The sequence below is a fragment of the Collinsella sp. HCP28S3_E12 genome (assembly GCF_052065595.1).
Classification (GTDB): Bacteria; Actinomycetota; Coriobacteriia; order Coriobacteriales; family Coriobacteriaceae; genus Collinsella.
Genome location: NZ_JBQHTS010000025.1, coordinates 1 through 24,551, shown reverse-complemented (window position 1 = coordinate 24,551; position 24,551 = coordinate 1). Strand labels below are relative to the sequence as shown.

Genomic DNA, 24,551 nt, shown 5'->3' with positions numbered 1-24,551 from the left:
ATCGAACTCTCCGTCCAAAGTAAATGGGCTTCGAGCCCGTCCGGTCCTCTCAGTCATTCGCTGATCGGTTCCGTTCGATTCATATGGTTCTGTTTGATAGGAAAAGGAATTTCTCGGGGCCGCCTCTCGGCGGCCTTGCGAAAAACGAATCCAAGTCAGACCATTTCAAATGGTTCGATGTCTGCCCGGATGCGACACATCTGGTGTGTCCATCCTCGCAGTATCCGGTTCTCAAGGTGCACGCCCCGCGGTCAATCCGGTCCGACCGGGCCGCGCGGCAAGGAGATATATTGCCAGACCGCGAAGCGATGTGGGACGTCAATTCCACTCTTCACAAGTCCTACACAATATATCGCTTCCTATATAAGTAATAGAAAGGCTGGTGCAGAAATACTGCACGTATCAGATGATGACCCTTCGGTTAAGAGATATATAAAGATCGGTCACCTGTAAGTATCTATCTACCCGCGCTTTTGCTATATAAACCAGCGCCTTAGATAAAAAGAGGGAGCGCCGCGCACAGCGCGACACTCCCCTAGCGATTCAAGAGAATCAATTAGGCCTCGAGAGCCTTCTTGGCGATGGTAGCCAGCTCGTTGAAAGACTCGATGTCCTCGTAAGCCATCTGAGCCAGGACCTTGCGGTCGAGCTCGATACCGGCGACCTTCAGGCCGTGCATGAACTGAGAGTAAGAGATGTCGTTCAGGCGAGCAGCAGCGTTGATACGGGTGATCCAGAGAGAGCGAATCTCGCGCTTCTTATTGCGGCGGTCACGGTACTGATACTGCAGAGAGTGCTGGACCTGCTCTTTAGCATGCTTGTAAGTACGCGAAGCGGCACCGTAGTAACCCTTCGCACGGTGCATAACGGTACGGCGCTTCTTCTTGGCGGCAACAGCGCGCTTAATACGTGCCATGTTCTATCAACTCCTAGACGGTTAAACGAAAAACGGGAACGCTAACTTAGGCGAGACGCGACTTGATGACCTTGCGGTCGGCAGCGGCGATCTCGGTCTCCTGACGGAAGCCACGCTTACGCTTGGTGGACTTCTTGCTCAGGATGTGGCTCTTGAAAGCCTTGGCGCGCATAAGCTTGCCGGTACCAGTCTTGCGGAAACGCTTCTTGGTGCCGCTGTGGGACTTCATCTTAGGCATGAAATACTCCTTAATCGGTTACAGAACACTAGTTACTTAGTATCACTTGCCGCTTTATCCTCATCAAAGGCGCCCTTAATTGGGGCGAGCAGCATAAGCATGTTACGGCCTTCCATCTTAGGCTTGGACTCGACCGTAGCGTAAGGCTTAAGATCCTCGGCGAGACGCTCGAGAACGTTAAGACCCTGCTCCGGGTGAGCCATCTCACGGCCGCGGAACATGATGGTGATCTTAACGCGTGCGCCCTTCTTGAGGAAACGCAGAACGTGGCCCTTCTTGGTCTCGTAGTCGCCAACGTCGATCTTGGGTCGGAACTTCATTTCCTTAACCTCGACCTTGGACTGGTTCTTACGAGCAGCCTTGGCCTTCATGGCCTGCTGGTACTTGAACTTACCGTAGTCCATGACCTTGCAGACCGGCGGCTCCGCGTTGGGAGCGATCTCGACAAGGTCGAGACCCTGATCGTCGGCGACGCGCTGGGCATCGCGGATGGCGAACAGGCCGAGCTGAGAGCCATCGACGCCAATCAAACGGCACGAAGATGCAGTGATCTCGTCGTTGATGCGGGTGTCATCAGACTTAGCTATTTTCCCTACCTCCATTCATAAAAAAATAACCCGGCGCTTTTTTGCAACCAGGTCGTACACATAGACATCCTCGATATGAGGAAGGGAATCTAAGTTGTATGACCAGTCAGCTGCTCATTGGCGCCAAAAGGTGGGAACCCTCGGGTTCCTCTTTAGGGCATTGCGGAAACAACACCTTGGCGATAATAACACGTACCGCTCGTTATCACATTACGTACACGAAAAAGGGGGCCTCGACCCCCTTGAACGCTCTTTTGCATGTATGGTGCCCGAGGCGAGACTCGAAGGGCCTTCGCTTCGCGAAGCCCCGGGCTTCGGGCGCATGGCGCCCTCGCCACGCTCCGCTACAAACAGGCCACAGGCCTGTTTGCTTAACGCTCCGCGCGCTCACGCGAGTTCGGCACGAAAAAGGGGGCCTCGACCCCCTTGAACGCTCTTTTGCATGTATGGTGCCCGAGGCGAGACTCGAACTCGCACGTTGTTGCCAACGGTGGATTTTGAGTCCACTGCGTCTGCCAATTCCGCCACTCGGGCACGTATTGCGTGAGTTAGTTTATCACAGCTTTCCGTAGATTAGTCCGAAAATGGAACTTCGAGCATTTCGATGAGTTCGACCGTGCGGAGCATCTCGCGCTGGCGGCATCCGCGACCGTCGACCGAGGCCTCGCCCATCTGGTTATCGTAGGGGTCCTCACGCATACCGTCAAAGACGGGTTCAAACTCTGCCTGGAACCGACAGTTTGCCACCATGCGCCATGGATCGAGGTTGCCAAAGTAGTGGCGGCGGCGCCATTCCTCCCCCATCCTGCGTGCCGAGGATCCAAACGAGACATCGGCGTTAAGCCAACCCGTCTGCGGTGTATAGAACTCCGCCCAGTCATGCGAGCCCACCGAGTCGGGCGCAACGTACAGGCCGCTCTGCCAACGTGCGGGCACGCCGGCGATGCGGCACATGGTGATAAACGTGAGTGCCATAACACCGCAGTCACCGCGAAGCGAATGCGCGCAGTCATCGGCGATAGAGCCCAGAAGCAGATACGGTGGCTGGTATCGATAGTCGATATGATGCGTCAAATAATCATAGATAGCCCGAGCGCGGTCGAGCTGATCCTCGAGACCATCGATAACATGTTCGGTCAGCTGCTGCAGATACGGCGTGAATGCAATATGTGGTCGGTCCTCGGAAATATCCTTGGGCAGCGGCGCGTCCATACACGGATGCGCCGGAAGCGCTCCCCCGTAGATATCGCAATAAGCGGCATCAATCAGATAACGATAGGTCACTGAGAACGATCGATCAGCCGAGGAAACCCACGAGGCGGTACGCGCCAAAGCGTTCGCGGGAGCAAGGACCCCCTCCGGCGTCATATCGAGAATCTCGATATGAGACTGCTGGCGGCAGGCTGCGGCAACGGGAAGCCACGCGCGAACGGCCTCCCCCTCCAGAGCACCGGGAACAGACACGGATGCTTTAAGCGTAATGGCACGAGACAGCCCGCCCTGTGATTCCATCTTCTTAAGCATCTGGTTGCGCAGCGCAGTTCCATCCGTAGAATCGGGACGCAGGCCCGGAACCTCCTTGGGATACACACGCAAAGAATCAAGGAAGTTGTCGAGAACGAACAGTTCACCATCGATAAAGCGCCAGTCGATGCGCTTACGATCGATCAGGTCGTCAAACTGATCCTCGGTAAACTCCGGCCACTCCTCGCGGATCATCGCAATAGCCTGATCGCGCGACACCGAAAAATGAAACGACGTCTCGATCATGCGATACCGCTCGGCACGAACGCAAGCGGCCAACGAGGGATCAGGGCTCTGCTCCAAAAGACGGTCGCAAGCCGCAACAGCCTGCGCCAGGTACCCGGCGTCCTTGAGACGAAGGATCTCAGGTGGCAATCCAATGTCGAGATGACGAAAATCATCGCAACAAACATCAAAAGAGCAACCAACGGGGCCCTCGGCAACAACCTTTCCATCGGCAGGCAAAACATTAACGACAGCCATAACCACTCCCACGCAGAACAACAACCCGAGACCATTGTACCGACATAAAAAGAAAGCCCCAACAAGGGAGCCATCAACACCGCTGAACGGTAGTCAAATAAATAATTCAGCCCAGTAACCCTGTAGCGAGTTAACGAAGGAGGCCCCGTTTCCCCGGAGCTGATTCCATCGCGCGACTTCTGGCAAAGCCAGGTGAGCGCAAGGGAAAAGCGTAGGGTGAACGGGGCCTCCGACGGGAAAGTTAAACCGCTACTTACGCCTTGTTGACGGAGCCAAACTCCTCCATGAGCTCCTTGGCGCGGGCAACGATGTTGTCGCGACCAGGCTTGAGGAGCTTGCGGGGATCGAAGCCCTTGCCCTGCTGATCCTTGCCAGCCTCGATGTACTCGCGGACGCCCTTGGCAAAGACAAGCTGCAGGTCGGTATTGACGTTGATCTTGGAGATGCCCAGGGAGATGGCCTTCTTGATCTGATCCTCGGGGATGCCGGTACCACCGTGCAGAACGAGGGGCAGGTCGCCGATCTGAGCCTTGATCTCGCTCAGACGCTCGAAGGAAAGACCGGCCCAGTCGGCGGGATACACGCCGTGGATGTTGCCGATGCCGCAGGCGAGGAAGTCGACGCCCAGGTCAGCAATCTGCTTGCACTCAGCGGGGTCAGCGAGCTCGCCGTTGGAGGTCACGCCGTCCTCGGTGCCGCCGATGCCGCCGACCTCGGCCTCGATGGACATGCCCTTGGAGTGGGCGAGCTCAACGAGCTCCTTGGTGCGATCGAGGTTAAGCTGGAAGGTTTCCTCGTGAGAGCCGTCATACATGATGGACGTGAAGCCGGCCTCGATGCACTTGAAGCAGTCCTCGTAAGAACCGTGATCGAGGTGAAGGGCGACGGGAACGGTAACACCCGTGGCCTCGACGGCAGCCTTGACCATGTCGGCGCAGACCTTGAAACCGCCCATCCACTTAGCGGCACCAGCGGTGCACTGAAGGATCAGCGGAGACTTGGCCTCCTCGGCGGCCTGGAGAATAGCCAGAGTCCACTCGAGGTTGTTGGTGTTGAAGGCACCGAGAGCATACTTGCCGGCCTCGGCCTTCTTGAGCATGTCTGCTGCGTTGACGAGCATAAAAGAAACCTCCTGTAAGGTTGCTCCGATAACGCATGAGATTTTACCACGGCGTACCCGAGCGTAAACGTTCGTTTGTTCACGAATATCGTCCAAACAGACTTTTTTTGACCGTTTGCCCTACGGAATCGGCCCGTTGGGGAAAATATCTTGACGTTTGGACACTTCTCGTGCTTAAGCAGCTGACTACAAAGCTACATCTGCATGAAAGGGTTCTGCATGAGCTCGCGCGCCATAGTGGTCGAATCACCATGCCCCGTTAAACAAACGGTATCGGCTGGAAGCAGCTGGGCGAGCTTGGAGAGCGAGCGCAGAATCGCCGCCTCGTCTCCACCGGCGAGATCGGTGCGGCCGTGGCTGCCCGGGAACAGTGTGTCGCCAACAAAGGCGATGCTTCCCTGCTCGGTGGCGGCGAACAAGACAATGCCACCCGGTGTGTGACCGGGCGTCTCGATCACCTGCAGGCAGATATCACCCAATTCAATCGTATCGCCCTCAGCAAGCAATCGCGTCGGCTCGCCCGGATCGGGCGTATCGATGCCCCACATCGCTCGCTGCTCCTCGATATTCTCACGAGATACCAACACGTCCTTCGCACCTAACTCATATAGGAAACCCTTACCGACGGCGGCTCGCGCTCCGGCAACGCCACCTACGTGATCGGCATGGCCATGGGTGCAGACAGCGCCTAGCACGTGCGCGTCAGGATGCTTGGCATAGATATATTCCACAAGACGCTCACCTTCCCAGGCCGGATCGATAATCAGGCATTCGCCGCTCGAGATTACGGCGTAACTGTTGGTCTGAATGGGGCCGTTTACAAGCGCCTCAATCGAAGCCGTACCCCGAGGGGTTAAGTCCAAAGCTGCAGTGACCATGAGCACGTCCTCCTTCTACAAGCGTCGAGGCATCAAACGATGCCTCGAACGTAGCCAATATCATTACCGTTGTGCGTTCGTCACGCCTATACGCGACGCTTAAGCTGAGCCCCACCCTCGCCAGGCATCAGACGGCGTGCGTCATAGACCGAGTCGACACTGCTGATGGATGCCAGCAGCGGATCCAGACCGCTCGCGTCCGAAATCTCGACCATAAAGCGCAGGGTCGCAATGCCCTCGCGGTTGGTCGAGGTAGCGGCGGAAAGGATATTTCCGCCTGCATCGCCAATGGCGATGGTGACATCCTTGAGCAAGCCCATACGATCCAAGCACTCGACCACGATCTCGACCTGGAAAAGCGTATCGGCAGCACCATCCCACTCCACGTCAATCATGCGCTCGGGGTGTTCCATGAGACCCTTGACGTTGGGGCAGTTGGCGCGATGCACCGAGACGCCTCGACCGCGCGTGATAAAGCCCACGATGTCGTCGCCCGTCACCGGATTGCAGCAATGCGCCAGACGAACCAGCAGGCCGCTGTTGCTCTCGCCCTTGACGATAATGCCGTTACTTGCACTCTTGCCACGCTTTTGCGGTTTGCGGTTGGAACCGCGGGCAGGCTGCTTGACGACCTCAGCGATGGCTTCGGCCTTGGTAAGCTGCTCCTCGGGCTTGGGATCCAAGATTTGCTCGACCTTATTGCCCACAGCGCGCGGGGCGACCTTGCCCGCGCCAACGGCTGCGAACAGGTCCTCGAGTTGCTTGAAGTTAAACTGCTCCGCCACGGCATTGAGTGCACGCGTGGATCGCGGCGTAGAGATGCCGTACCCGCGCTTGCGCATGTCCTTGGCCAGCATATCGCGACCGGCAGCAGCGTCATCGTCTTTGGTCGCAGCGGCGAAGTAACGGCGAATCTTTGACTTGGCCGAAGGCGTCTTGACGATCTTGAGCCAATCGCGCGACGGCTTGGAGCTCTTGTTAGTCAGGATCTCGACACGGTCACCCGTCTTGATTTCGTGCGTGAGCGGAGCCACCGCGCCGTTGATTTTGGCGCCGACGCAGTGGTTGCCGACCTCGGTATGAACAGCGTAGGCAAAGTCGAGCGGTGTAGAGCCCGCACGAAGCGCCATGACCTCACCCTTGGGCGTAAAGACAAAAATCTCCTGGTCAAACAGGTCGACCTTCAGTGAGTGCAGATATTCTTTGGCATCGGTGATCTCGTCAGAGGCTGCCCAATCGAGCGAGTGCTTGAGCCAGTTAATCTGATCGTCCAGACGCTGTGCGTCGTTGGTCTTGGAGGCAGACGATCCGCCCGATTTCTTATATAGCCAGTGGGCGGCGATGCCGTACTCGGCCTGCTCGTGCATCTCGTAGGTTCGAATCTGAATCTCGAGCGGACGGGCCGTGGGGCCGATAACCGTCGTATGGAGCGATTGGTAGTTATTGACCTTGGGCATGGCGATATAGTCTTTAAAACGACCGGGCATGGGATGCCACAAAGTATGCACGGCACCAAGCGTGGAATAGCAATCGCGCACCGAATGGGTGATGACGCGCAGCGCCACCAGATCATAAATCTCGGAGAACTCCTTGCCCTTGCGCTTCATCTTTTGATAGATGGACCAATAGTGCTTGGAACGACCGTTGATCTGAAAACCCTCAAGGCCAATGCGGTCGAGCTCATCGGTAAGCGTCTTGATAGTCTCGGCCAGAAAGCGTTCGCGAACCTCGCGTGACTCTGCCACCATGCGGGCGATGCGCTGGTAAGCGTCGGGTTCAAGGTAGAAGAAGGACAGATCCTCGAGTTCCCACTTGATAGAGCTCATGCCCAGGCGGTCGGCCAGGGGCGCATACACATCCATGGTCTCGCGCGCCTTAAACAGGCGGCGGTCCTCGCGCAGGGCGGCAAGCGTGCGCATATTATGCAGGCGGTCGGCGAGTTTGACGATGATGACGCGAATGTCCTTGGACATGGCGAGGAACATCTTGCGCAGCGTAAGCGCCTGCTTTTCGTCCATGTTGTCGACTTCGATGTTGGTGAGCTTGGTCACGCCGTCGACGAGCTCTGCCACGGTTTCGCCAAACAGACCCGAAACATCGGCAAGCGAGGTATCGGTATCCTCGACGGTATCGTGCAGCAATGCAGCGCACACCACATCGCAGTCCATCTTAAGGTCGGCCAAAATGATAGCCACCTCGACGGGATGGTTAATGTACATCTCACCCGAGCGCCGCTTTTGGTTGCAGTGCTTCTCGGCAGCAAAGCAGTAGGCCTGCTCCACCTTGGAGAAGTCATCCTCACTCATATATTTAAGGCACAGGCGCTCCAGCTTGTCGTAGCTGTCCGCCATAATCTCGGGCGGCAGATCATCGGCATGCGTATAGTGCTCCATCTCCGAAAAGGGCTGGAGGGCGGAATCATGGGCGGTACGGGCTGCGGCATCCATCGAGGTCCCCTTCCCTAGGCCCGCGGTACGATCGGGCGGTTAATTTTGGTAAGCATATCAGAAGCGCACGAATCGAGTGCCCAACTCCGGAAAGCCGAGAACTCCATGCGCGAGCGCAAGCCCTCCAAATAGCGGATCGACCTGCTCAACTGCACGCGCCCGGGGTTTTCGGTCATCGCGATGCGACGGGTATCGTCAAACCCCGAAACGTGACAGAAACCGAGCTCTTCGAAGATTCCCAAGCCGCTTGCCACCGAACGCTCATCGACCGGCGTGCGCGCGTCGATTGCAAGGCACATCTGCGCAATGTCGATATCGCTTGCGCAGAATGAATCGTCCCCCGTCTTGCCACGATTGGAGCGCCACATGGTCTGCAGCGCCCGATAGAGCGTGACAAGCTCATCGCGCTCGGGCGCGTAACAATCGAGCAGGCGCTCATTAATACGAGCGTCACGAGACGAATAGAGCAGGTGAATCACGGCAGGCTGCCCATCGCGGCCGGCACGGCCACTCATCTGGTTAAACTCAATCGCGCCAAACGGCATGTGGTAGAGCACGACATGGCGGATATCGGGCAGGTTGACGCCCTCACCGAAGGCCGAGGTTGAAACGATGCAGCTCAGGCTGCCATCTCGAAACGCCTCCTCGACGCGTCGACGATCGGAACGCGCAAGCCCGGCGTTATAGAACGCGATATGGGTCGCGCAGTCGGGCACACGTTTGCGCAACGTCTTGGCAAGCGCCACGGACTGGTCGCGCGAGTTCACGTAGATGACGGTCTTCTCCCCCGTCGCAACGATCGAAACCAGGCGATTTTCACGGCTCGCAAGGTCACGATCGTCCTCGAGTTGTAGGTTCTCGCGAACGGTCTCGTCGACCACCGTGCTGGTAATCGGCAGTACGCGAGCAAGCTCTGCCACAACTGGAGCCGTCGCGGTAGCCGTTGCCGCCATGACAACGGGGTCGCCCAGGGCTTTAAGAATATCGGGCATATCGAGGTATGCACTCCGGTCACCACCCTTAGCAAGACCGGCATGGTGCGCCTCATCGATAACAACGAAGCCAATACGTCCAGAACGCGCAAATCGATCGCGGTGGATAGACAAGAACTCGGGCGTCGTGAGAACGATACCGGTGCGACCCGAAGCAAGGCCGGCGAACACGTCATCGCGTACGGCCTCCACGGTCTCGCCAGTCAGCACGCCGACACCAATGCCGAGCGCGGCCATCGTCGAGGAAAGGTGATAGGCCTGATCAGCAACGAGCGAACGCAGAGGATAGACAAAAATGCTCGCACGCCCGCGAAGAACCGCCTCGCGCGCGGCATGCACATGGAAAATCAGAGACTTGCCACGCCCCGTCCCCATAACGGCCAAAACGCTCTGATGGTCGGCAAGCGCGTCGAGTGCCTCGACCTGCGCGCGATGCGGCTGGTTCGAGCCGATAAAGCTATGGATAAGCGAGCGCGTGAGCTCGGTATAAGAAAGCTGGGCGAGCGTCTCGCGTTTACGCGACTCCAGGCGCAGACCAGAATCCGCCGGTTGCACGCCGCGGCGGAGCTCACATGCCGGATCGTCGATATTGGGCGCCGCGGTATCGCGCACCAAGACATCTTTGATCATGAGCTTGGGCTTCACACGTCCCTGCCAATGCTCGGCCACGGCCTCGAACACCAAGTCGACGGCGCTGTCGCAATTGATGAGCCTATCGATCTGCGGCACGCGGAACATGATGGCCGGCACACTCGCGGCACCATCGGTCGCCACAAAGCGCATGTGCTCGCCGGTTTTGCCCACCACGGCGCGATCGCACATCGTCACGCCCTCGGCGGCCAGAAGCGGCACCTTATTGCCCTGGCCAAACGGCTCAAGACGGGAAATTTGCTCGATGGTCTCGATATTTAGCTCGGAGAGATCAACGGTGGCGGCAACCTCGTCAGTGTCCTCAAAGTCCTCGGCGGGAAGCTCCGATAGCACGGCCGAAAGGCGACGGCGGAACTCATCGAGCTTGGATGCCTCGATGGTCACACCCACCGCACCGGCATGCCCGCCGCGACGAATCAGCAGGTCGGAGCAACGCTCGACGGCATCGAACAAGTTGATCTTGCCCACCGAGCGGCCCGATCCGCGCGCAACGCCACCCTCGATCGAGAAGAGCAGCGCCGGCACGTGATAGCGATTGGTCAAGCGGCTCGCCACGATGCCCTTGACGCCCTCGTGCCAGCCCTCGCCGCCCACGACGATTGCGCGCCCGCCGTCATAAGTCTCCTCGACCTTCTCCATGGCATCGCGCGTAAGCTCGGCCTCGATCTCGCGGCGTTGGCGATTGATTTCCTCGAGCTCGGCGGCAAGCGCGCTCGCTTCGATGGGGTCGCGGGCAAGCAGCAGGTCGAGCGCCAGCTTGGGATCGGCCATGCGGCCGGCAGCATTCAGACGGGGGATGAGCGAAAACGACAGGCCGTCGGCCGTAATGGTAGAAAGGTCGGCCTTGGCAAGTGCGGCAAGCGCGATATAGCCGGGACGGGCCGTCACGCGCATCTGCTGGATGCCCTCGGCGACCAGTGCGCGATTCTCGGGCGTAAGCGGCATCATGTCGGACACGGTGCCCAGCGCCGCGACCTCTATCAGCGAACGCCAATACGACGGCTTGCCCAAACGCTCGCCCAGGACCTGCACCAGCTTGAGTGCCACGCCGGCACCGGCAAGCTCGCGCGAGGGACCCTTGTCCTCGAGCTTGGGGTCGGTCAGGGGCACGCCCTGCGGCACCTGGTCGGACGGCTCGTGATGGTCCGTGACCACCAAATCGATCCCCAGGCTCTCCAGATAGGAGGCCTCTTCCTTGGCGGCAATGCCGTTATCGACGGTCACGATCAGCTGGGGGCGAGCGAGCTCGTTAACGCGGTCGAGCGCCGCACGCGACAGACCGTAGCCCTCGTCAAAACGATGCGGAATAAACGGCGTGACGTTGGCGCCAAACGAACGCAGCGCCTCGGTCAACAGACAAGTCGACGTAATGCCGTCGACGTCAAAATCGCCAAAGACGGCGATGCGCTCGTGGCTGCGAATAGCACGCTCAACGCGGTCGACGACGACCGCCATACCCGGAATAACGAGCGGGTCCGCCCAGTCGCGATCGAGCGAAGGCGTCAGAAAAAGCTGGCCTTCCTCGATGGATGTAATGCCGTGCGCAACCATAATGCGCGCCACCAGCCCGGGTATGCCCAGGCCAGCCGAAAGCTCCTTTTCGAGCTCGGGGTTTTGCTGAGCGACCGCCCAGCGATGCGTTGTCTTAAGCGATGACATAGGCGCCCACCCCCGATAGGGGCAGGTCGCCGCGATACCTCTCACGGTTCATAGCGATGAGTCCTCTGTGTATGCCCGCTTCGGCAGGCAGATCTGTTGAACGGATTTATTATACCGTGCGGCGCGGACGCACAACGTCCAGCACGCCGTGGTTTCGATAAACGAGGGCGGTAATAGCCTCGAAATAATCGGGCGTTTCAGCCACACGGACGCATGCGAGCGTCTAGCATATCCATTCAAAACGGATTCACGAGCAAAGGGAGTCACAAGCGCATATGAAGCAATGGGTTGGACTGGGTAAGTTCCTCGCGGGGCATATGCAGATCATCGTTCCGATTTGCGTGACGCTTGGCGTGCTCTTTCCCCAGCAGATCGGCGTACTCAAGCCCATCGTCCCCACCCTGTTTGCCTTTATGACGTTCCAAGGTGCCCTCAGCAACACCTTCCATCAGGTAGCCGAAGTATTCCGCCGTCCGCTGCACCTGATTTTGGCGCTGCTGGTCTCGGCGGTGCTTATTCCCATAACAGCCTATGCCATGGGGTCGCTGTTCTTTGGCTCCAACCCCAACCTCGTCTGCGGTATCGTGCTCGAGTACAGCGTACCTGTGGCAGTCACTGCCTTTATGTGGATTAGCATGTTCGGCGGCAACGGCCCGCTCGCGCTCACCATCATCCTGACGTCCTCGGTTATCTCTCCCGTTACGATTCCGCTCACGCTTAAGCTCTTGCTGGGCGCCACCGTCTCGATCGACGTGCCGGGCATGATGCAGAACATGGCCTTCATGATCGCTATCCCCGCCCTGCTCGGCATCGTGATTAACGAACTCACGCGCGGATGGGGACACGAGAAGCTCTCCCCCGCGCTCTCGCCCGCCTGCAAGTTCATGATGATGGGTGTTATCGCGTCGAACTCCACCGCCATGAGCGAGTACGTGCTGCACATGAACGCGGTGCGCTTGGAAGTCGCCCTCTTTATTTTGATCTTCGCCATCAGCGGCTTTGTCGTCGGTATTCTGGTCGCCCGCGCACTGCATCTGCCGTATAGCGAAACGACTACCATGTGCTTTACCTGCGGCATGCGCAACATCTCTTCGGGCGCCGTCATCGCCACGCAATACTTTCCGGGCGAAGTCGTATTTCCCGTCATGTGCGGAACGCTGTTTCAGCAGGTACTTGCCTCGCTTATCGGGCATCTCTTTGAGCGTCTAACCGGCGAGGAGCGCGCTGCCCAGCGCAAGCGCGTCGAGGCCGGCCGCGACGCCATGGCACGCTAGGCTGTCCACATTACGCGGGTGTTAGTCTTGCTATACGAGCGTTTCCAGATGTGCGCGCAGGCGCTCAGCATCGATATCGAGCGTCGTCTCGGCATTGACCTGGGCCAAACGATAGCCGACAAAGTAGGGCGAAACCACCCAACGCGGCAGCGCCTTGGCAATGGTCCGACCGCCCAGGTGATAGAAGAACAAGTTGTACGACTCTGCACGGCCACCGTGGTGCTCGTTTAGGATATAACGCAGAGCTACCTGGATCGCATCGGCGAAGAGATCCGCCTCGGCTTGGTCCCGCGTGTCATCGCTGGCGGCGATTCCCCGCGGAGCTGAAACGTTGACCTCAAAGAACCCCATAATCGGTTCGGTTGAGATGTTGACCGCAATTCTCCCCTGTTGCCAGACATTGATGCCTTCGAAATTGGCGGAAGTCAGCGAAGCATAGCCATCTTCCTGCTCCAAACCCACAATCTGCATGTGCGGATGAACGAGACTACCGCCCGAGAGCGGACCCTTGTTCTTGTACATGAGCACGCTTCGATACTGCCGTGAATCGATCATCTGCTGCCAGCAACCCAGGGCAAACCGCATCACATGATGCAGCTCGTCCGGCGCATAGGTCACCAGGTCTGCGTCATGGTCGGCCGACTCGATCAGCACGGTTTGACGGGTGGCGCGCAGGGTCTTGAACTTATTCTCGAGCCAGATACAGTCACCGTCGCGCCGGATGATATTGGCGAGTTCCTCGGTATCGCAAAAGGGGCACGCGGTGCCAGGGCGCCGGTTGTCGTCGGGCTTCCCGCTCGCCTGCTGAACGTCAAATACCAGGGGCACGGGTTATACCTCCAGCGGCACGATCTTGGTGCCATGGAGCTCGGAGACGCCCAGTGCCGCAGCCACGGTATCGCGGTTGGCCGTGGAAATGCCGCCGCCGGGAAGGATGGTCAGGCGATCGTCCGCGTAGTCGATAAGGTGCGACAGATGCTCCAGGTTGTCCTCAATCGGCGTGCCGGCGGCACCGCCATGCGTCAGGATGCGCGTTATGCCGCAGTCGGCGAGCGTGTCAATCGCGTCGAGCTGAGCCTCGGGCGAGAGCTGGTCAAACGCCATGTGAAAGGTGATGTCGATGGGCTCGCGCTTGCACTCCTCGGTCGCGCAGCCCGCAGCCATCACAAGGGCGCCCAACGCAAGTTCATCGAGCGCCCATCCGCCGGCACAAGGCTTGCAGCAGCCAAAGACCAAGCCATCGACGCCGGCACTTACGGCAAGGCCCAAGTCCATCTCCATCATGCGCAGCTCGTCCTGGTTGTAGTGAAAGTCGCCGCCACGCGGACGGATCATGCACATCACCCGTGCATCGTGCTCGCGAGCATAGCTGGTCGTAGCGCTGATAACGCCGGCCGAGGGCGTGGTGCCACCAACCGCAAGGTTGTCGCACAGCTCAATGCGTCCCGCACCGGCCGCAATGGCCGCCGGCACCCGCTCAAAGTTCTCGGCACAAAACTCGTACAGCATAGATAGACCCCCAGATGACACTTCTATTTCCACACGGCATTGTCGCACTTTAAATACCAAGCCAACGGATCATTTCAAAAGGGGCGCTGACCGAGTTGGTCAGCGCCCCTATTACTGGATGGATTAACCACCAAGATAAGCTTTGCGGACGTTGTCGTCGTGCAGCAGCTCTTGGCCGGTGCCGGTCATGGTGATCTTGCCGGTCTCGAGCACGTAGCCGCGTGTGGCGATGGAAAGCGCCATCTGCGCGTTCTGCTCGACCAGGAGCACCGTGGTGCCGGCCTTGTGCAAATCCTCGACAATCTGGAAGATCTGCTCGATCAGGATCGGCGCCAGACCCATGGAGGGTTCGTCGAGCATGAGCAGCTTGGGGTTACTCATAAGGGCACGACCCATAACGAGCATCTGCTGCTCGCCGCCCGAAAGGGTGCCGGCCACCTGGCGACGGCGTTCCTTCAGGCGCGGGAACTGCTCGTAAACACGCTCGAGGCCCGGGGCAACCGTGGACTTGGGCTGTGTATAGGCACCCATCTCCAGGTTCTCCTCGACCGTCATCTGCAAAAAGGCACGACGCCCCTCGGGTACCTGAGACAGGCCCTTGCCAACCAGCTTGTCGGCGGGCGTATGGATAATGTCCTCGCCCATAAACTTGATGGAGCCGGTCTTGGAGCGCAGCAGGCCCGAGACAGTCTTGAGCGTCGTGGACTTGCCGGCGCCGTTCGCGCCAATCAGGGCCACGATCTCGCCCTCGTTAACGTTAAAGGAGATGTCCTTAATGGCGTGGATGGCGCCGTACCAGACGTTGATGTTGTAGACGGAAAGCATCGGCTCTGCCATTTAGTTCTCCCCCTTATCCTGCTTGCCCAGATAAGCCTCAATAACGGCTTCGTTGTTCTGGATTTCCTCGGCCGTGCCCTTGGCGATGACCTTGCCAAAGTTAAGCACGCAGATACCCTCGCAAATATTCATGACAAGCGACATGTCGTGCTCGATGAGCATGATGGCAATGCCAAAGGTGTCGCGAATCTTGACGATGTTCGCCATGAGCTCCGCAGTCTCGGACGGGTTCATGCCGGCGGCAGGCTCGTCGAGCAGTAGTAGCTTGGGATTGGTGGCAAGCGCGCGGACGATCTCCAAACGACGCTGAGCGCCGTAAGGTAGCGAGCCGGCCTGCTCGTTTGCCAGATGTTCCATATCAAAGATAGACAGAAGCTCCATGGCGCGCTCATGGGCGGCCTTCTCGTGCTTCCAATACGTCGGCAGGCGCAGCACGCCCTCAAAGCCGGAGTAGCGCTCCTGGTTGTGCAGGCCGACCTTTACGTTGTCCTCCACCGTCATGGTGTTGAACAGGCGGATGTTTTGGAAGGTACGAGCGATACCCATGCGGTTGACCTGGTAGACGGACTTGCCCGAGGTGTCCTCACCGTCGAGCAGGATGGTGCCGTGCGTGGGCTGGTACACCTTGGTGAGCAGGTTGAAGACCGTGGTCTTGCCGGCTCCGTTGGGGCCGATGAGACCGGCGATCTCGGTCTTACCGATGGTCAGGCTAAAGTCGTCGACCGCCTTGAGGCCGCCGAACTCAATGCCCAGGTGGATGCACTCGAGCGCCGGGCGCTCGCCCAGGTCGCGGTCGGGAACGATGGCGCCAGAAGGATACGGGACCATCTTGCCCTTGTTGAACTCAAACTTACTGGGCATCGGTTGCCACCTCCTTCTTGGAAGCAAAGCGGTCCTTAATGCGCGCGAAGAACGCCTTGAGCTGCGGGTTGTTAGTAAAGACCATGACCAGAATCAACACGATGGCGTAGATGAGCATGCGGTAGTCCGAGAACTGACGGAGCAGCTCGGGGAGCACCGTGAGCAGCGCCGCCGCGATGACGGAACCGCGCATGTTGCCCAGACCGCCCAGGACCACGAACACCAGAATGAGAATCGACGTGTTGAAGTCGAACTTAGTAGCGGAGAGCTGCGAGAAGTTACCGCCGAAGAGGGCTCCGGCAGCACCGGCGAGAGCGGCGGAGACCACGAAGGCGATCATGCGGTACTGGGTGACGGAGATACCCACGGACTCGGCAGCGATCTTGTTATCGCGCACGGCCATGATGGCACGACCGGTGCGGCTGCGGACCAAGTTGAGCACAATCACGAGCGCAACCATAACCAGGATGGCGCCAGCAAGGAACGTCGAGTAGGTCGAAACACCAGATGCGCCCTGGGCACCCTTGATGATAGCGGTGCCGTCTTCGAGCAGGTGTAGGTCGTCGATCGTGGAATTGCCCGTGATGTTAAAGATCACGTGCAGGCCGCGGGAATCGACGCCCACAATGAGGCAGGTAACGATCTCTTTGATGATCTCGCCAAAGGCCAACGTTACGATGGCCAGGTAGTCACCGCTCAGGCGAAGGACCGGAATACCGATCAGGAAGCCCAGAATGGCAGCGGCGATAGCGCCGACCACAATGCTGATGATCAGACGCACCGGGTCGGACGGAATGGCGCTCTCCAGCGCGACGGCGGTGACGATTCCCGTATAGGCGCCGACGCTCATAAAACCCGCGTGGCCTAGCGACAAGTCGCCCGCGATGCCGACGACGAGGTTGAGCGAGATGGCCATGACGATATAGGCCGTGATGGGAACCAGCTGACCGACAATCATGCGCGGAATCATGTGGTTAGACTGCATAAAGAACACGATGGCGAACGCCACAACGCACATGGCGTACGTGACAAAGTCGTGACGCGTCTGCTTGTCTGTAAGAAACTTCATAACGCTCACCTACACCTTCTCGGGTACGTACTTGCCCAAGAGGCCGGCAGGCTTGACGAGCAGGACGATGATCAAAACGCCAAAGACGATGGAGTTGGCAAGGCTCGTGGAAATGTAAGCCTGCGCCATCGCCTCGATGATGCCGATGAGAATGCCGCCGACAAAGGCACCGGGGATGGAGCCGATGCCGCCGAAAACGGCAGCGTCGAAGGCCTTGATGCCAGGCATGGCGCCCGTGGTGGGCTGCAGAACCGGCGAGTAGGAGCACAGGAGCACACCGGCGATGGCGGCAAGGGCGGAGCCGATGGCGAACGTCATCGAGATGGTGCGGTTGACGTTGATGCCCATGAGCTGGGCGGCGGCCTTGTCCTCGGACACGGCGCGCATGGCCTTGCCCATCTTGGTCTTACCTGTAAAGATCATCAGACCGGCCATGATAACCAGGCAGGCGACGATGGTGACGAGCGAGACGGCACTTACGTTGAACTTGGCCAAGAACTCCGGCACCGGGAAGGTGACGAGCGAAGTGAAGTTCTTGGGCGTGGCGCCCCACAGAAGCTGCGCGGCATTCTGCAGGAAGTAGGACACACCGATGGCCGTGATCAGAACGGCCAGCGGGCCTGCTTGGCGCAGCGGCCTATAGGCCAGACCCTCAATGAGAACACCGAGAACCGTGCAGACCACACAAGAGAGAACTACAGATGCCCAGCCCGGGAGGCCGAGATACGACGTGGCGCAGAACGAGACATAGGCACCGACCATGATGACATCGCCGTGAGCGAAGTTGAGCATCTTGGCGATACCGTAGACCATGGTGTAGCCCAACGCGATGATGGCGTAGACGCTGCCCATGGACAGGCCGTTGACCAGGTATTGGATAAAGACCGTCATGTTCCACATCCCCCTTTCGAATAGGTTTCCAGTTGATGTATGAAACAGGGACGTTACGTTGTCCCCAGATACCAAGCAAGCAGGGAAGGCGAAAACCTCCCCTGCTTGGGATCAAAACCGCTCTATGTAAGGCGGCCTATTAGGCCAGTACGTACTTGCCGTCGGTGATGACATACGCCGTAGGATCCTTCTGGACCTGGCCCTTGTCGTTCCAGGAGAGCTTGCCGGTCAGACCGTCAACGGTAATCTTGAGCATAGCCTTGGGCAGCTTCTCGGCAACCTCGGTCGGGTCGGCGTCGACACCAAGACCGGCCTCCTTGAGGGCCTCGGCCACCGCGTGCACGCCGTCGTAGGCATCGGCGGCAAACTGGTCGGGGGTATCGCCGTACTTATCCTTGTAAGCGTTGACGAAGTCGGCGTTCTTCTCGTCGTCGGCGGAGAACGGGGTCATGAGCAGCAGACCCTCGGCAAGAGAGGTGTCGAAGCCCTCGACGCCCAGGATACCGTCCATGCCGTCGCAGCCCATCATCTTGACGTCGTAGCCCATGTCCTTGGCGTTCTTGAGCAGGACGGACGCCGGCGTGTAGTAGATCGGCGCAAAGATCATGGTGGCGCCGGCCTGCTTGGCCTTGGTCAGCTGGTTGGTAAAGCTCGTAGCGGAGTCGTCCTTAAAGGTCTCCTCGTCAACAATCTCGAGCTTAGACTCAGCGGCCTGAGCCTTAAAGGAATCTGCAATGCCCGAAGAATAAGCGTCGCCGGAGTTATAGAACAGCACGAACTTCTCGTCCGCATACTTCTCTGCCAGGAACTTGGCAGCGTTGACGCCCTGGTTGGGGTCGGTAAAGCAAACCTGGAAGACGCAATCCTTTCCGTCGGTGACGTCCTCGGAGGACGCGGACGGGGTGATCATGAATGTCTTGGGGTCGTTGCTGCACTCTGCGGCAACGGCAACCGACGCACCCGTGGTGGTCGGGCCGACGAGGGCCTGCATGCCCCAGTCGAGCAGGTTATTAAAGGCGTTGACGGCCTTCTCGCCGTCGGCCTGGTCGTCCTCGGCCTTGCTGGCAAGCGGCAGCTCCTTGGTGGAGAAGTCCTTGCAGCCAAGCTCGACGCCCTGGGTAACGGACTTGCCGTAAGACGCGGCGGCACCGGTCAGCGGGCCAATGGTGCCGATCTTAAACGAAGCGTCGCTCGAAGCGGAACCGCTGTCGCCGCCGTTGGAGGAGCAGCCAGCTAGAATGGACATCGCCCCCAGACCTGCTGCGCTCGCGATAACGCTCCTGCGATTCATAACAGGGTTCAATGACTTACCGGTGAGGCTCGACATGCGGCTCTCCTCTCAAATCTCGTCGGGTTTCGGTTACCCGACAGGCCATCCTCCGCCGTCTTCGGCGTTCGCAAAATAGTAGACGCTTTAGTTGAGAAAAGTGGCGATTATTTCAACTTTTCTTTTGCCTTGTCCATTTATCCATAATTATGCGTATTTCTGTCGGTTTATACAGTTTAGCGACTTTATTGTGTGAAAGTAATGTTTCCGTTCTGTTACAAGCTTTCCTGCCCTGAATAACATGGCCCCACCGGTCTCGTTATATGCACTTAGGCGGCGATGTACTTGCCGTCCTGAATCACATAGGCCGTAGCGGGCTTCTCGACTTGGCCCTCGTCGTTCCACGTGAGCTCGCCTGTCAGGCCCTCAATCTTGATCTTGCGCATAGCCTTGGCAAGGTCGCCGGCAATGTCGGCGCCGTCGACCGTAATGTCGATGTCCGCCTCATCGATCGCCTCGACAATCGCGTGGATGCAGTCATAAGCATCGGCGGCAAACTGGTTGGGCGTCTCGTTGTAGGCGTCCTTATATGCCTTGACGAAGTCGGCGTTCTTCTCATCGTCGGCAGAGAACGGGGTCATGAGCAGCACGCCCTCGGCAAGAGAGGTGTCGAAGCCCTCAACGGAGAGCAGGCCGTCCATGCCGTCGGTGCCCATGAGGGTCATGTCGTAGCCCATGTCCTTGGCGTTCTTGAGCAGGACGGACGCCGGCGTGTAATAGATCGGGGCAAAGATAAGCGTGGCGCCGGCCTCCTTGGCCTTGGTGAGCTGGTTGGTAAAGCTCGTTGAAGAGTCGTCCTTAAAGGTCTCGGTATCGACGATATCGAGCTTGGACGCCTTGGCCTGCTCGGCAAAAGCGTCGGCAACGCCCGAGCTATACGTATCGCCGGAGTTGTAGAACAGGGCGATCTTGGCGTCTGCATACTTCTCGGCCAGGAACTTCGCGGCGCTGGCGCCCATGGTGGGATCGGTGAAGCAAACCTGAAAGACCGTGGTCTTATCCTTGGTGACGTCGAGCGACGAGGCCGAAGGCGTGACCATGAGCATATCGTCGGCGATCTCGCCCGAGACGGCGACGGCGGCACCAGTCGTGACGGGGCCGACGAGCGCCTGCATGCCCCAGTCGCACAAGGTATTGAAGGCGTTGATGGCCTTCTCGCCGTCGGCGACGTCATCCTCGGACTTAAGCGAGAGTTTGAGATCCTTGGTCGAGAAATCCTTGGCGGCGAGCTTGGCACCTTTCTCGGCCGAAACGCCATAGGTTGCCGCGGCGCCGGTCAGAGGGCCGATGACACCGATCTTGAAGGTCTTACCGTCATCGGCGGAGCCGCCGTCCGAGCCACCCGACGAGCAACCAGCGAGTGCGGCAGCGCTGCCGAGCGCCGCGGCGCCGGCGAGAAAGTTCCTACGGCTGAGCATGCTGTTGATGTTGAACATGGTGTCCCCCTTTTTTTCGCTGGCCGCGGTGCGGCCGTCTTGCGGTACGGGGCAAACCTTATGGCGCAAACGTTGACAGTTTGTTACGGAAGTTCGTTTGTAGCGAGCATGTTTCCAATGTTTCCGCAGCGTTTCGGGGGTGCCGTTTTGTGCGACTCCTGTTGCCTGGCGAGCACGCGCTCTCGGTTCACGCTAGAATGCACTCAACATTACTTGATCAATCAATCTATAAGATGCACGAAGGAGCTATCTATGAGCGAACCCCTGCGCACCGTGAACGTCGGTCTGATCGGTCTGGGAACCGTCGGCGGCGGCGTGGCCCGTCTGATCAAGAGCCACCACGATGAGTACCTGGCCGCCTACGGCATCGACCTTAAGCTGACCCGCGCCTGCGCGCTTGCCTGGGAGCAGGCCGAGGCAGCCGGTATTGAGCGCGAGGCCTTTACGAGTGACTGGCATGACGTCGTTACCGACCCCGCCGTCGATATCGTCGTCGAGCTGATCGGCGGCGAGCATCCCGCGACCGAGATCTTCACCACGGCCTTTGAGCACGGCAAGCACGTCGTCTCTGCCAACAAGGCCCTGTTGGGCCGCCACGTCGAGACGCTTGCCGAGAAGGCGCGCGCGTGCGGCGTGCAGATTAAGTGCGAGGCCAGCTGCGGCGGCGGCATCCCCATCGTGAGCACGCTCGAGCACGACCTGGTGGGCAACAAGATCCTGACCATCGCCGGCATTCTCAACGGTACCACCAACTATATCCTGTCGCGCATGGACGCCGAGGGCGCCGATTACGCCGACGTGCTTGCCGACGCGCAGGCCAAGGGCTACGCCGAGGCCGACCCGTCCGCCGACGTCGACGGCTTCGACGCCGCCAGCAAGACGGCGATCCTCGCCTCCATCGGCTTTGGCACCCGCGTGACCACCGATGATGTGTACCAGCAGGGTATCCGCACCATCGGCGCCGAGGACATCGCCCAGGCCCGCGAGCTCGGCTACACCATTAAGCTGCTCGGCATCGCCCGCAACACCGACGCCGGCGTCGACGTCCGCGTGCATCCCACGCTGATCCCCGCCGACCACATGCTTGCCAAGGTCAACGGCGCCATGAACGCCGTCTACGTGGTGGGTGACGCCGTGGGCGAGACCATGTTCTACGGCGCAGGCGCAGGCTCCTTCCCCACCGCGAGCGCCGTCGTGGGCGATATCCTGTCGCTCTCCGAGCAGATCAGCCGCGGCGTGGCTCCGCTGCCCGAGATTGAGCCCTATGGCCACAACCTCGCCTTTAAGCCCATGGACGAACTCCAGACCAAGTATTATGTGCGCCTGAAGGTCGCCGACCGCGTGGGCGCCCTGTCCGAGACGGTCGATATCTTTGCCAAGCACAACATCTCGATCTCGCTCATCAACCAGGTCGAGGACGGCAAGTCGGGCGTCAGCGATGCCTGCTCGGTCATCTTCCTGACGCACCGCGCGCTCGAGAAGGACGTCCAGGCTGCCGCCGCCGAGCTTGCCAGCGTCGACTGCGTGGCCGAGGTCGCCAACGTCCTGCGCATCGAGAACGTCGAGGCCTGGACCGAAGGCGTCATGGCCAACTAACCCAACGCTCGCCTAGCAATACGAGCTTTGAGGGCTCCCGTCCGATGTGGGACGGGAGCCCTTTTGCCTCCTGCCCTAAGCACAACGGCAGAGCACATTTGCGCGAGCCGCTCATCGGTAACGCGCGCTACCGTTCACCGATATGCAAACGCGGTCGATTCCGGCTACCGCTACGCTGGCTGAGAATGCCCGCCCGCGATGAGAGGAAGCACTATGTTGCTCGAGGGCAAGAAAGCAATCGTCACCGGAGGCACGCGCGGTATCGGCTATGCCATCGCCTGCCGTTTTATCGAAGAGGGCGCCGCCGTCACCGTCTTTGGCTCGCGCCAGGAGACTGCCGACGCGGCCGTTGAGAAGCTGGCGGCCGCCTATCCCGACGCCAAGGTCTGGGGCCGCTCCTGCGACCTCACCTCACTCGAGGCCGTGACCGAGGCTTTTACCCAGGCTGCAACCGACATGGGCGGCCTGGACACAGTCGTCAACAATGCCGGTATCTCCCAGCGCTCGCCGCTTTTGGACTACACGGCCGAGGAGTTCGCCAAAGTCATGGACCTCAACGTCGTCGCCGTCTTTAACGGTCACCAGGCGGCCGCCAAGATTATGACCGAGGCCGGCCACGGCGGCACCATCACCACCACGAGCTCGATGGTCGCCAAGTACGGTCAGCCCTCCGGCGTCGGTTACCCCACGTCCAAGTTTGCCGTCAACGGCATGGTCCAGTCGCTCTCGCGCGAGCTCGCCCCCATGGGCATTCGCGTCAATGCCGTCGCACCCGGCGTAACCAAGACCGATATGGTCGCCAACCTGCCCGAAGAGGTCATCAAGCCCATCATCGCCACCATTCCGCTGGGGCGCATGGGCGAGCCCGAGGATGTCGCCAACGCCTTTGTTTTCCTAGCGAGCGACATGTCCTCCTACGTCACGGGCGCCGTGCTCCCCGTCGACGGAGCCGCCCGCTCCTAAAGGTCGCAAGCCACGACTTCGAACCTCAACGAGGCCCAACGCAAAAGGCGCGCTGCCTGCATCAACCGCAGGCAGCGCGCCTTCTTCTGTTTGTAAGGGAAACAGCGTCCCGGTATTTCAGCTCAGAACGGGACACAGCTTCCCTCAGGGCCATGTTTCGGAAAATGCGCCCCGTTTTGAACGCCAATTCTGGGACGCGCTTTCCTCAAGGCCTTTGATTCGGAAAGCGCATCCCATTTTGAACCTTCAGACTGGGACGCGCTTTCCGGCAGGAGTCCAAAGCGGAAACCGCATCCCACTCTGGGCGTGGGACTGCGGACAAAAAGTTGGACCGTTGAGGTCCGGAACGGAGTCCTCATGGCATACAGTAGGAGAATGGTGGAGAGGGCCAGGGCGCTTCGCGGCGCCGGGCTCACCGTCATGGAGATAACCGAGATACTCGGCGGGCCCGGCAAGACGTCCGTCTGGCGCTGGATCAGGGACGTGCGCAAGCCCGCGGGAAGGGCCGGTGGAGGAATGGACCTGCCGCGACTCGTCGGGGACGGCCCCGACTACCCCGACATCGACCCGGAGGACAAGGACGCCCTGATCGAGCGGCTCAGGCTCGAGAACGCGGTGCTGAGGGCGGTGCAGGACGTTTTAAAAGCCGGGAGCCTCGACGGGATGTCGAACAGGGAGAAGACCCTGGTGATAGACCGCCTGAGGCCTGCGGGGAAGTGGTCCTTGAGAGAACTCACCGGCTTCTTGAGGATATCGAGGAGCTCCTATGACTACCAGCGCCGCGCGATCGCCAGGCCGGACCGCCTGGCGCCGCTGAGGGACGTCGTGCGGCGGGTGTTCCTGGAGGACGGCGACGGCGCGCGCGGCTACCGGTTCGTGGTGCGCAGGCTCCGCGAGCTCGACGACCCCGTGCGCGTCTCCGAGAAGGTCGTCCGGCGCATCATGCGCGAGGAGGGGCTCGTCCCGAGGTGGATGAGGAGGAGGGCCGGCGCCTACAGCTCCTACGGCGGCGAGGTGACCCCCGCCCCGCCGAACCTCGTGCGCCGCGACTTCCGCTCGGCCCTGCCGAACTTCCTGTGGCTCACCGACATAACCGAGTTCAGGCTGCCGACGGGCCGCAAGGTGTACCTGTCCGCCATCAGGGACTGCTTCGACTCCTCGATCGTCGCCTGGCGGGCGGGCTGTTAGCGTCAATCTATTTTTCACCAGTTTCGCTAAACAGGCGCGCCGTTCGCGCAAAGGCGGTTTCACCGGTTGCGCTAACGTATTTTCACCGATTCCGGTCACGGCTTG

Annotated in this window: 20 protein-coding genes and 1 tRNA gene; 4 read left to right on the top strand and 17 right to left on the bottom strand. The window is 59.6% G+C overall.

Annotation, left to right across the window (positions count from 1 at the left end):
* Window positions 1-556: 556 nt before the first annotated feature.
* The 9 genes from rplT to recJ all read right to left on the bottom strand — a co-directional run bounded on the left by rplT (window position 557) and on the right by recJ (window position 11,495).
* Complete coding sequence (rplT, locus tag ACTNBY_RS08685) at window positions 557-916, bottom strand: 50S ribosomal protein L20 (protein WP_006234421.1); 360 nt, start codon at window positions 914-916, stop codon at window positions 557-559.
* A 46-nt stretch (window positions 917-962) separates the two neighbouring features.
* Entirely contained in the window at window positions 963-1,154 is a 192-nt protein-coding gene (rpmI, locus tag ACTNBY_RS08680; protein WP_006234422.1) for a 50S ribosomal protein L35, read from the bottom strand.
* A gap of 32 nt (window positions 1,155-1,186) precedes the next feature.
* The gene (gene infC, locus ACTNBY_RS08675; protein ID WP_006234423.1) at window positions 1,187-1,756 is read right to left on the bottom strand and encodes a translation initiation factor IF-3; all 570 of its coding nucleotides are present in this window, start codon (window positions 1,754-1,756) and stop codon (window positions 1,187-1,189) included.
* A gap of 432 nt (window positions 1,757-2,188) precedes the next feature.
* Window positions 2,189-2,275, bottom strand: a tRNA-Leu gene (locus ACTNBY_RS08670).
* Between the two features lie 39 nt (window positions 2,276-2,314).
* Window positions 2,315-3,748, bottom strand: coding sequence for a transglutaminase-like domain-containing protein (locus tag ACTNBY_RS08665; RefSeq protein WP_441064173.1), 1,434 nt, complete (start codon window positions 3,746-3,748; stop codon window positions 2,315-2,317).
* Window positions 3,749-4,001: 253 nt separating this feature from the next.
* Entirely contained in the window at window positions 4,002-4,868 is an 867-nt protein-coding gene (gene fba, locus ACTNBY_RS08660; RefSeq protein ID WP_441064171.1) for a class II fructose-1,6-bisphosphate aldolase, read from the bottom strand.
* Between the two features lie 194 nt (window positions 4,869-5,062).
* Window positions 5,063-5,746 (bottom strand): MBL fold metallo-hydrolase, encoded by a 684-nt coding sequence (locus tag ACTNBY_RS08655; protein ID WP_441064170.1) that lies wholly within the window; start codon window positions 5,744-5,746, stop codon window positions 5,063-5,065.
* A gap of 86 nt (window positions 5,747-5,832) precedes the next feature.
* On the bottom strand, window positions 5,833-8,193 hold the full coding sequence (locus tag ACTNBY_RS08650; protein ID WP_441064168.1) for a RelA/SpoT family protein: 2,361 nt from the start codon (window positions 8,191-8,193) through the stop codon (window positions 5,833-5,835).
* A gap of 14 nt (window positions 8,194-8,207) precedes the next feature.
* Entirely contained in the window at window positions 8,208-11,495 is a 3,288-nt protein-coding gene (recJ, locus tag ACTNBY_RS08645; protein ID WP_441064166.1) for a single-stranded-DNA-specific exonuclease RecJ, read from the bottom strand.
* A 275-nt stretch (window positions 11,496-11,770) separates the two neighbouring features.
* Here recJ and ACTNBY_RS08640 point away from each other — a divergent pair, with 275 nt between their 5' ends.
* A complete protein-coding gene (locus ACTNBY_RS08640) occupies window positions 11,771-12,769 on the top strand; it encodes a bile acid:sodium symporter family protein (protein ID WP_427794445.1) in 999 nt (332 codons plus the stop codon).
* 30 nt (window positions 12,770-12,799) lie between these two features.
* On the opposite strand, the gene ACTNBY_RS08635 is transcribed toward ACTNBY_RS08640, so the two are convergent.
* From ACTNBY_RS08635 to ACTNBY_RS08600, 8 genes are all read right to left on the bottom strand, one after another.
* Window positions 12,800-13,597, bottom strand: coding sequence for a DUF4931 domain-containing protein (locus ACTNBY_RS08635; protein ID WP_427796206.1), 798 nt, complete (start codon window positions 13,595-13,597; stop codon window positions 12,800-12,802).
* 3 nt (window positions 13,598-13,600) lie between these two features.
* Window positions 13,601-14,278: a copper homeostasis protein CutC gene (locus ACTNBY_RS08630; RefSeq protein WP_427729154.1), complete on the bottom strand. Its 678-nt coding sequence runs from the start codon at window positions 14,276-14,278 to the stop codon at window positions 13,601-13,603.
* 123 nt (window positions 14,279-14,401) lie between these two features.
* The gene (locus ACTNBY_RS08625) at window positions 14,402-15,115 is read right to left on the bottom strand and encodes an ABC transporter ATP-binding protein (RefSeq protein ID WP_229770701.1); all 714 of its coding nucleotides are present in this window, start codon (window positions 15,113-15,115) and stop codon (window positions 14,402-14,404) included.
* Window positions 15,116-15,976, bottom strand: coding sequence for an ABC transporter ATP-binding protein (locus ACTNBY_RS08620; protein WP_427719717.1), 861 nt, complete (start codon window positions 15,974-15,976; stop codon window positions 15,116-15,118).
* Window positions 15,966-17,045, bottom strand: coding sequence for a branched-chain amino acid ABC transporter permease (locus ACTNBY_RS08615; protein WP_441064165.1), 1,080 nt, complete (start codon window positions 17,043-17,045; stop codon window positions 15,966-15,968). The genes ACTNBY_RS08620 and ACTNBY_RS08615 overlap by 11 nt, the downstream gene beginning before the upstream one ends.
* A 9-nt stretch (window positions 17,046-17,054) precedes the next feature.
* Window positions 17,055-17,936, bottom strand: coding sequence for a branched-chain amino acid ABC transporter permease (locus tag ACTNBY_RS08610; RefSeq protein WP_154517188.1), 882 nt, complete (start codon window positions 17,934-17,936; stop codon window positions 17,055-17,057).
* Window positions 17,937-18,075: 139 nt separating this feature from the next.
* Window positions 18,076-19,263 carry an ABC transporter substrate-binding protein gene (locus ACTNBY_RS08605; RefSeq protein WP_427719715.1) on the bottom strand — a complete coding sequence of 396 codons (1,188 nt, stop codon included), beginning with the start codon at window positions 19,261-19,263 and terminating at the stop codon, window positions 18,076-18,078.
* 269 nt (window positions 19,264-19,532) lie between these two features.
* On the bottom strand, window positions 19,533-20,699 hold the full coding sequence (locus ACTNBY_RS08600; RefSeq protein WP_441064164.1) for an ABC transporter substrate-binding protein: 1,167 nt from the start codon (window positions 20,697-20,699) through the stop codon (window positions 19,533-19,535).
* Window positions 20,700-20,951: 252 nt separating this feature from the next.
* On the opposite strand from ACTNBY_RS08600, the gene ACTNBY_RS08595 reads away from it, so the two are divergent.
* The 3 genes from ACTNBY_RS08595 (at window position 20,952) to ACTNBY_RS08585 (ending at window position 24,446) form a co-directional block, all read left to right on the top strand.
* Window positions 20,952-22,295 (top strand): homoserine dehydrogenase, encoded by a 1,344-nt coding sequence (locus ACTNBY_RS08595; RefSeq protein ID WP_427729157.1) that lies wholly within the window; start codon window positions 20,952-20,954, stop codon window positions 22,293-22,295.
* 213 nt (window positions 22,296-22,508) lie between these two features.
* The gene (locus tag ACTNBY_RS08590) at window positions 22,509-23,258 is read left to right on the top strand and encodes an SDR family NAD(P)-dependent oxidoreductase (protein ID WP_441033393.1); all 750 of its coding nucleotides are present in this window, start codon (window positions 22,509-22,511) and stop codon (window positions 23,256-23,258) included.
* A 357-nt stretch (window positions 23,259-23,615) separates the two neighbouring features.
* Window positions 23,616-24,446 (top strand): IS3 family transposase, encoded by an 831-nt coding sequence (locus ACTNBY_RS08585; protein ID WP_441064163.1) that lies wholly within the window; start codon window positions 23,616-23,618, stop codon window positions 24,444-24,446.
* The last annotated feature ends 105 nt before the right edge of the window (window positions 24,447-24,551 follow it).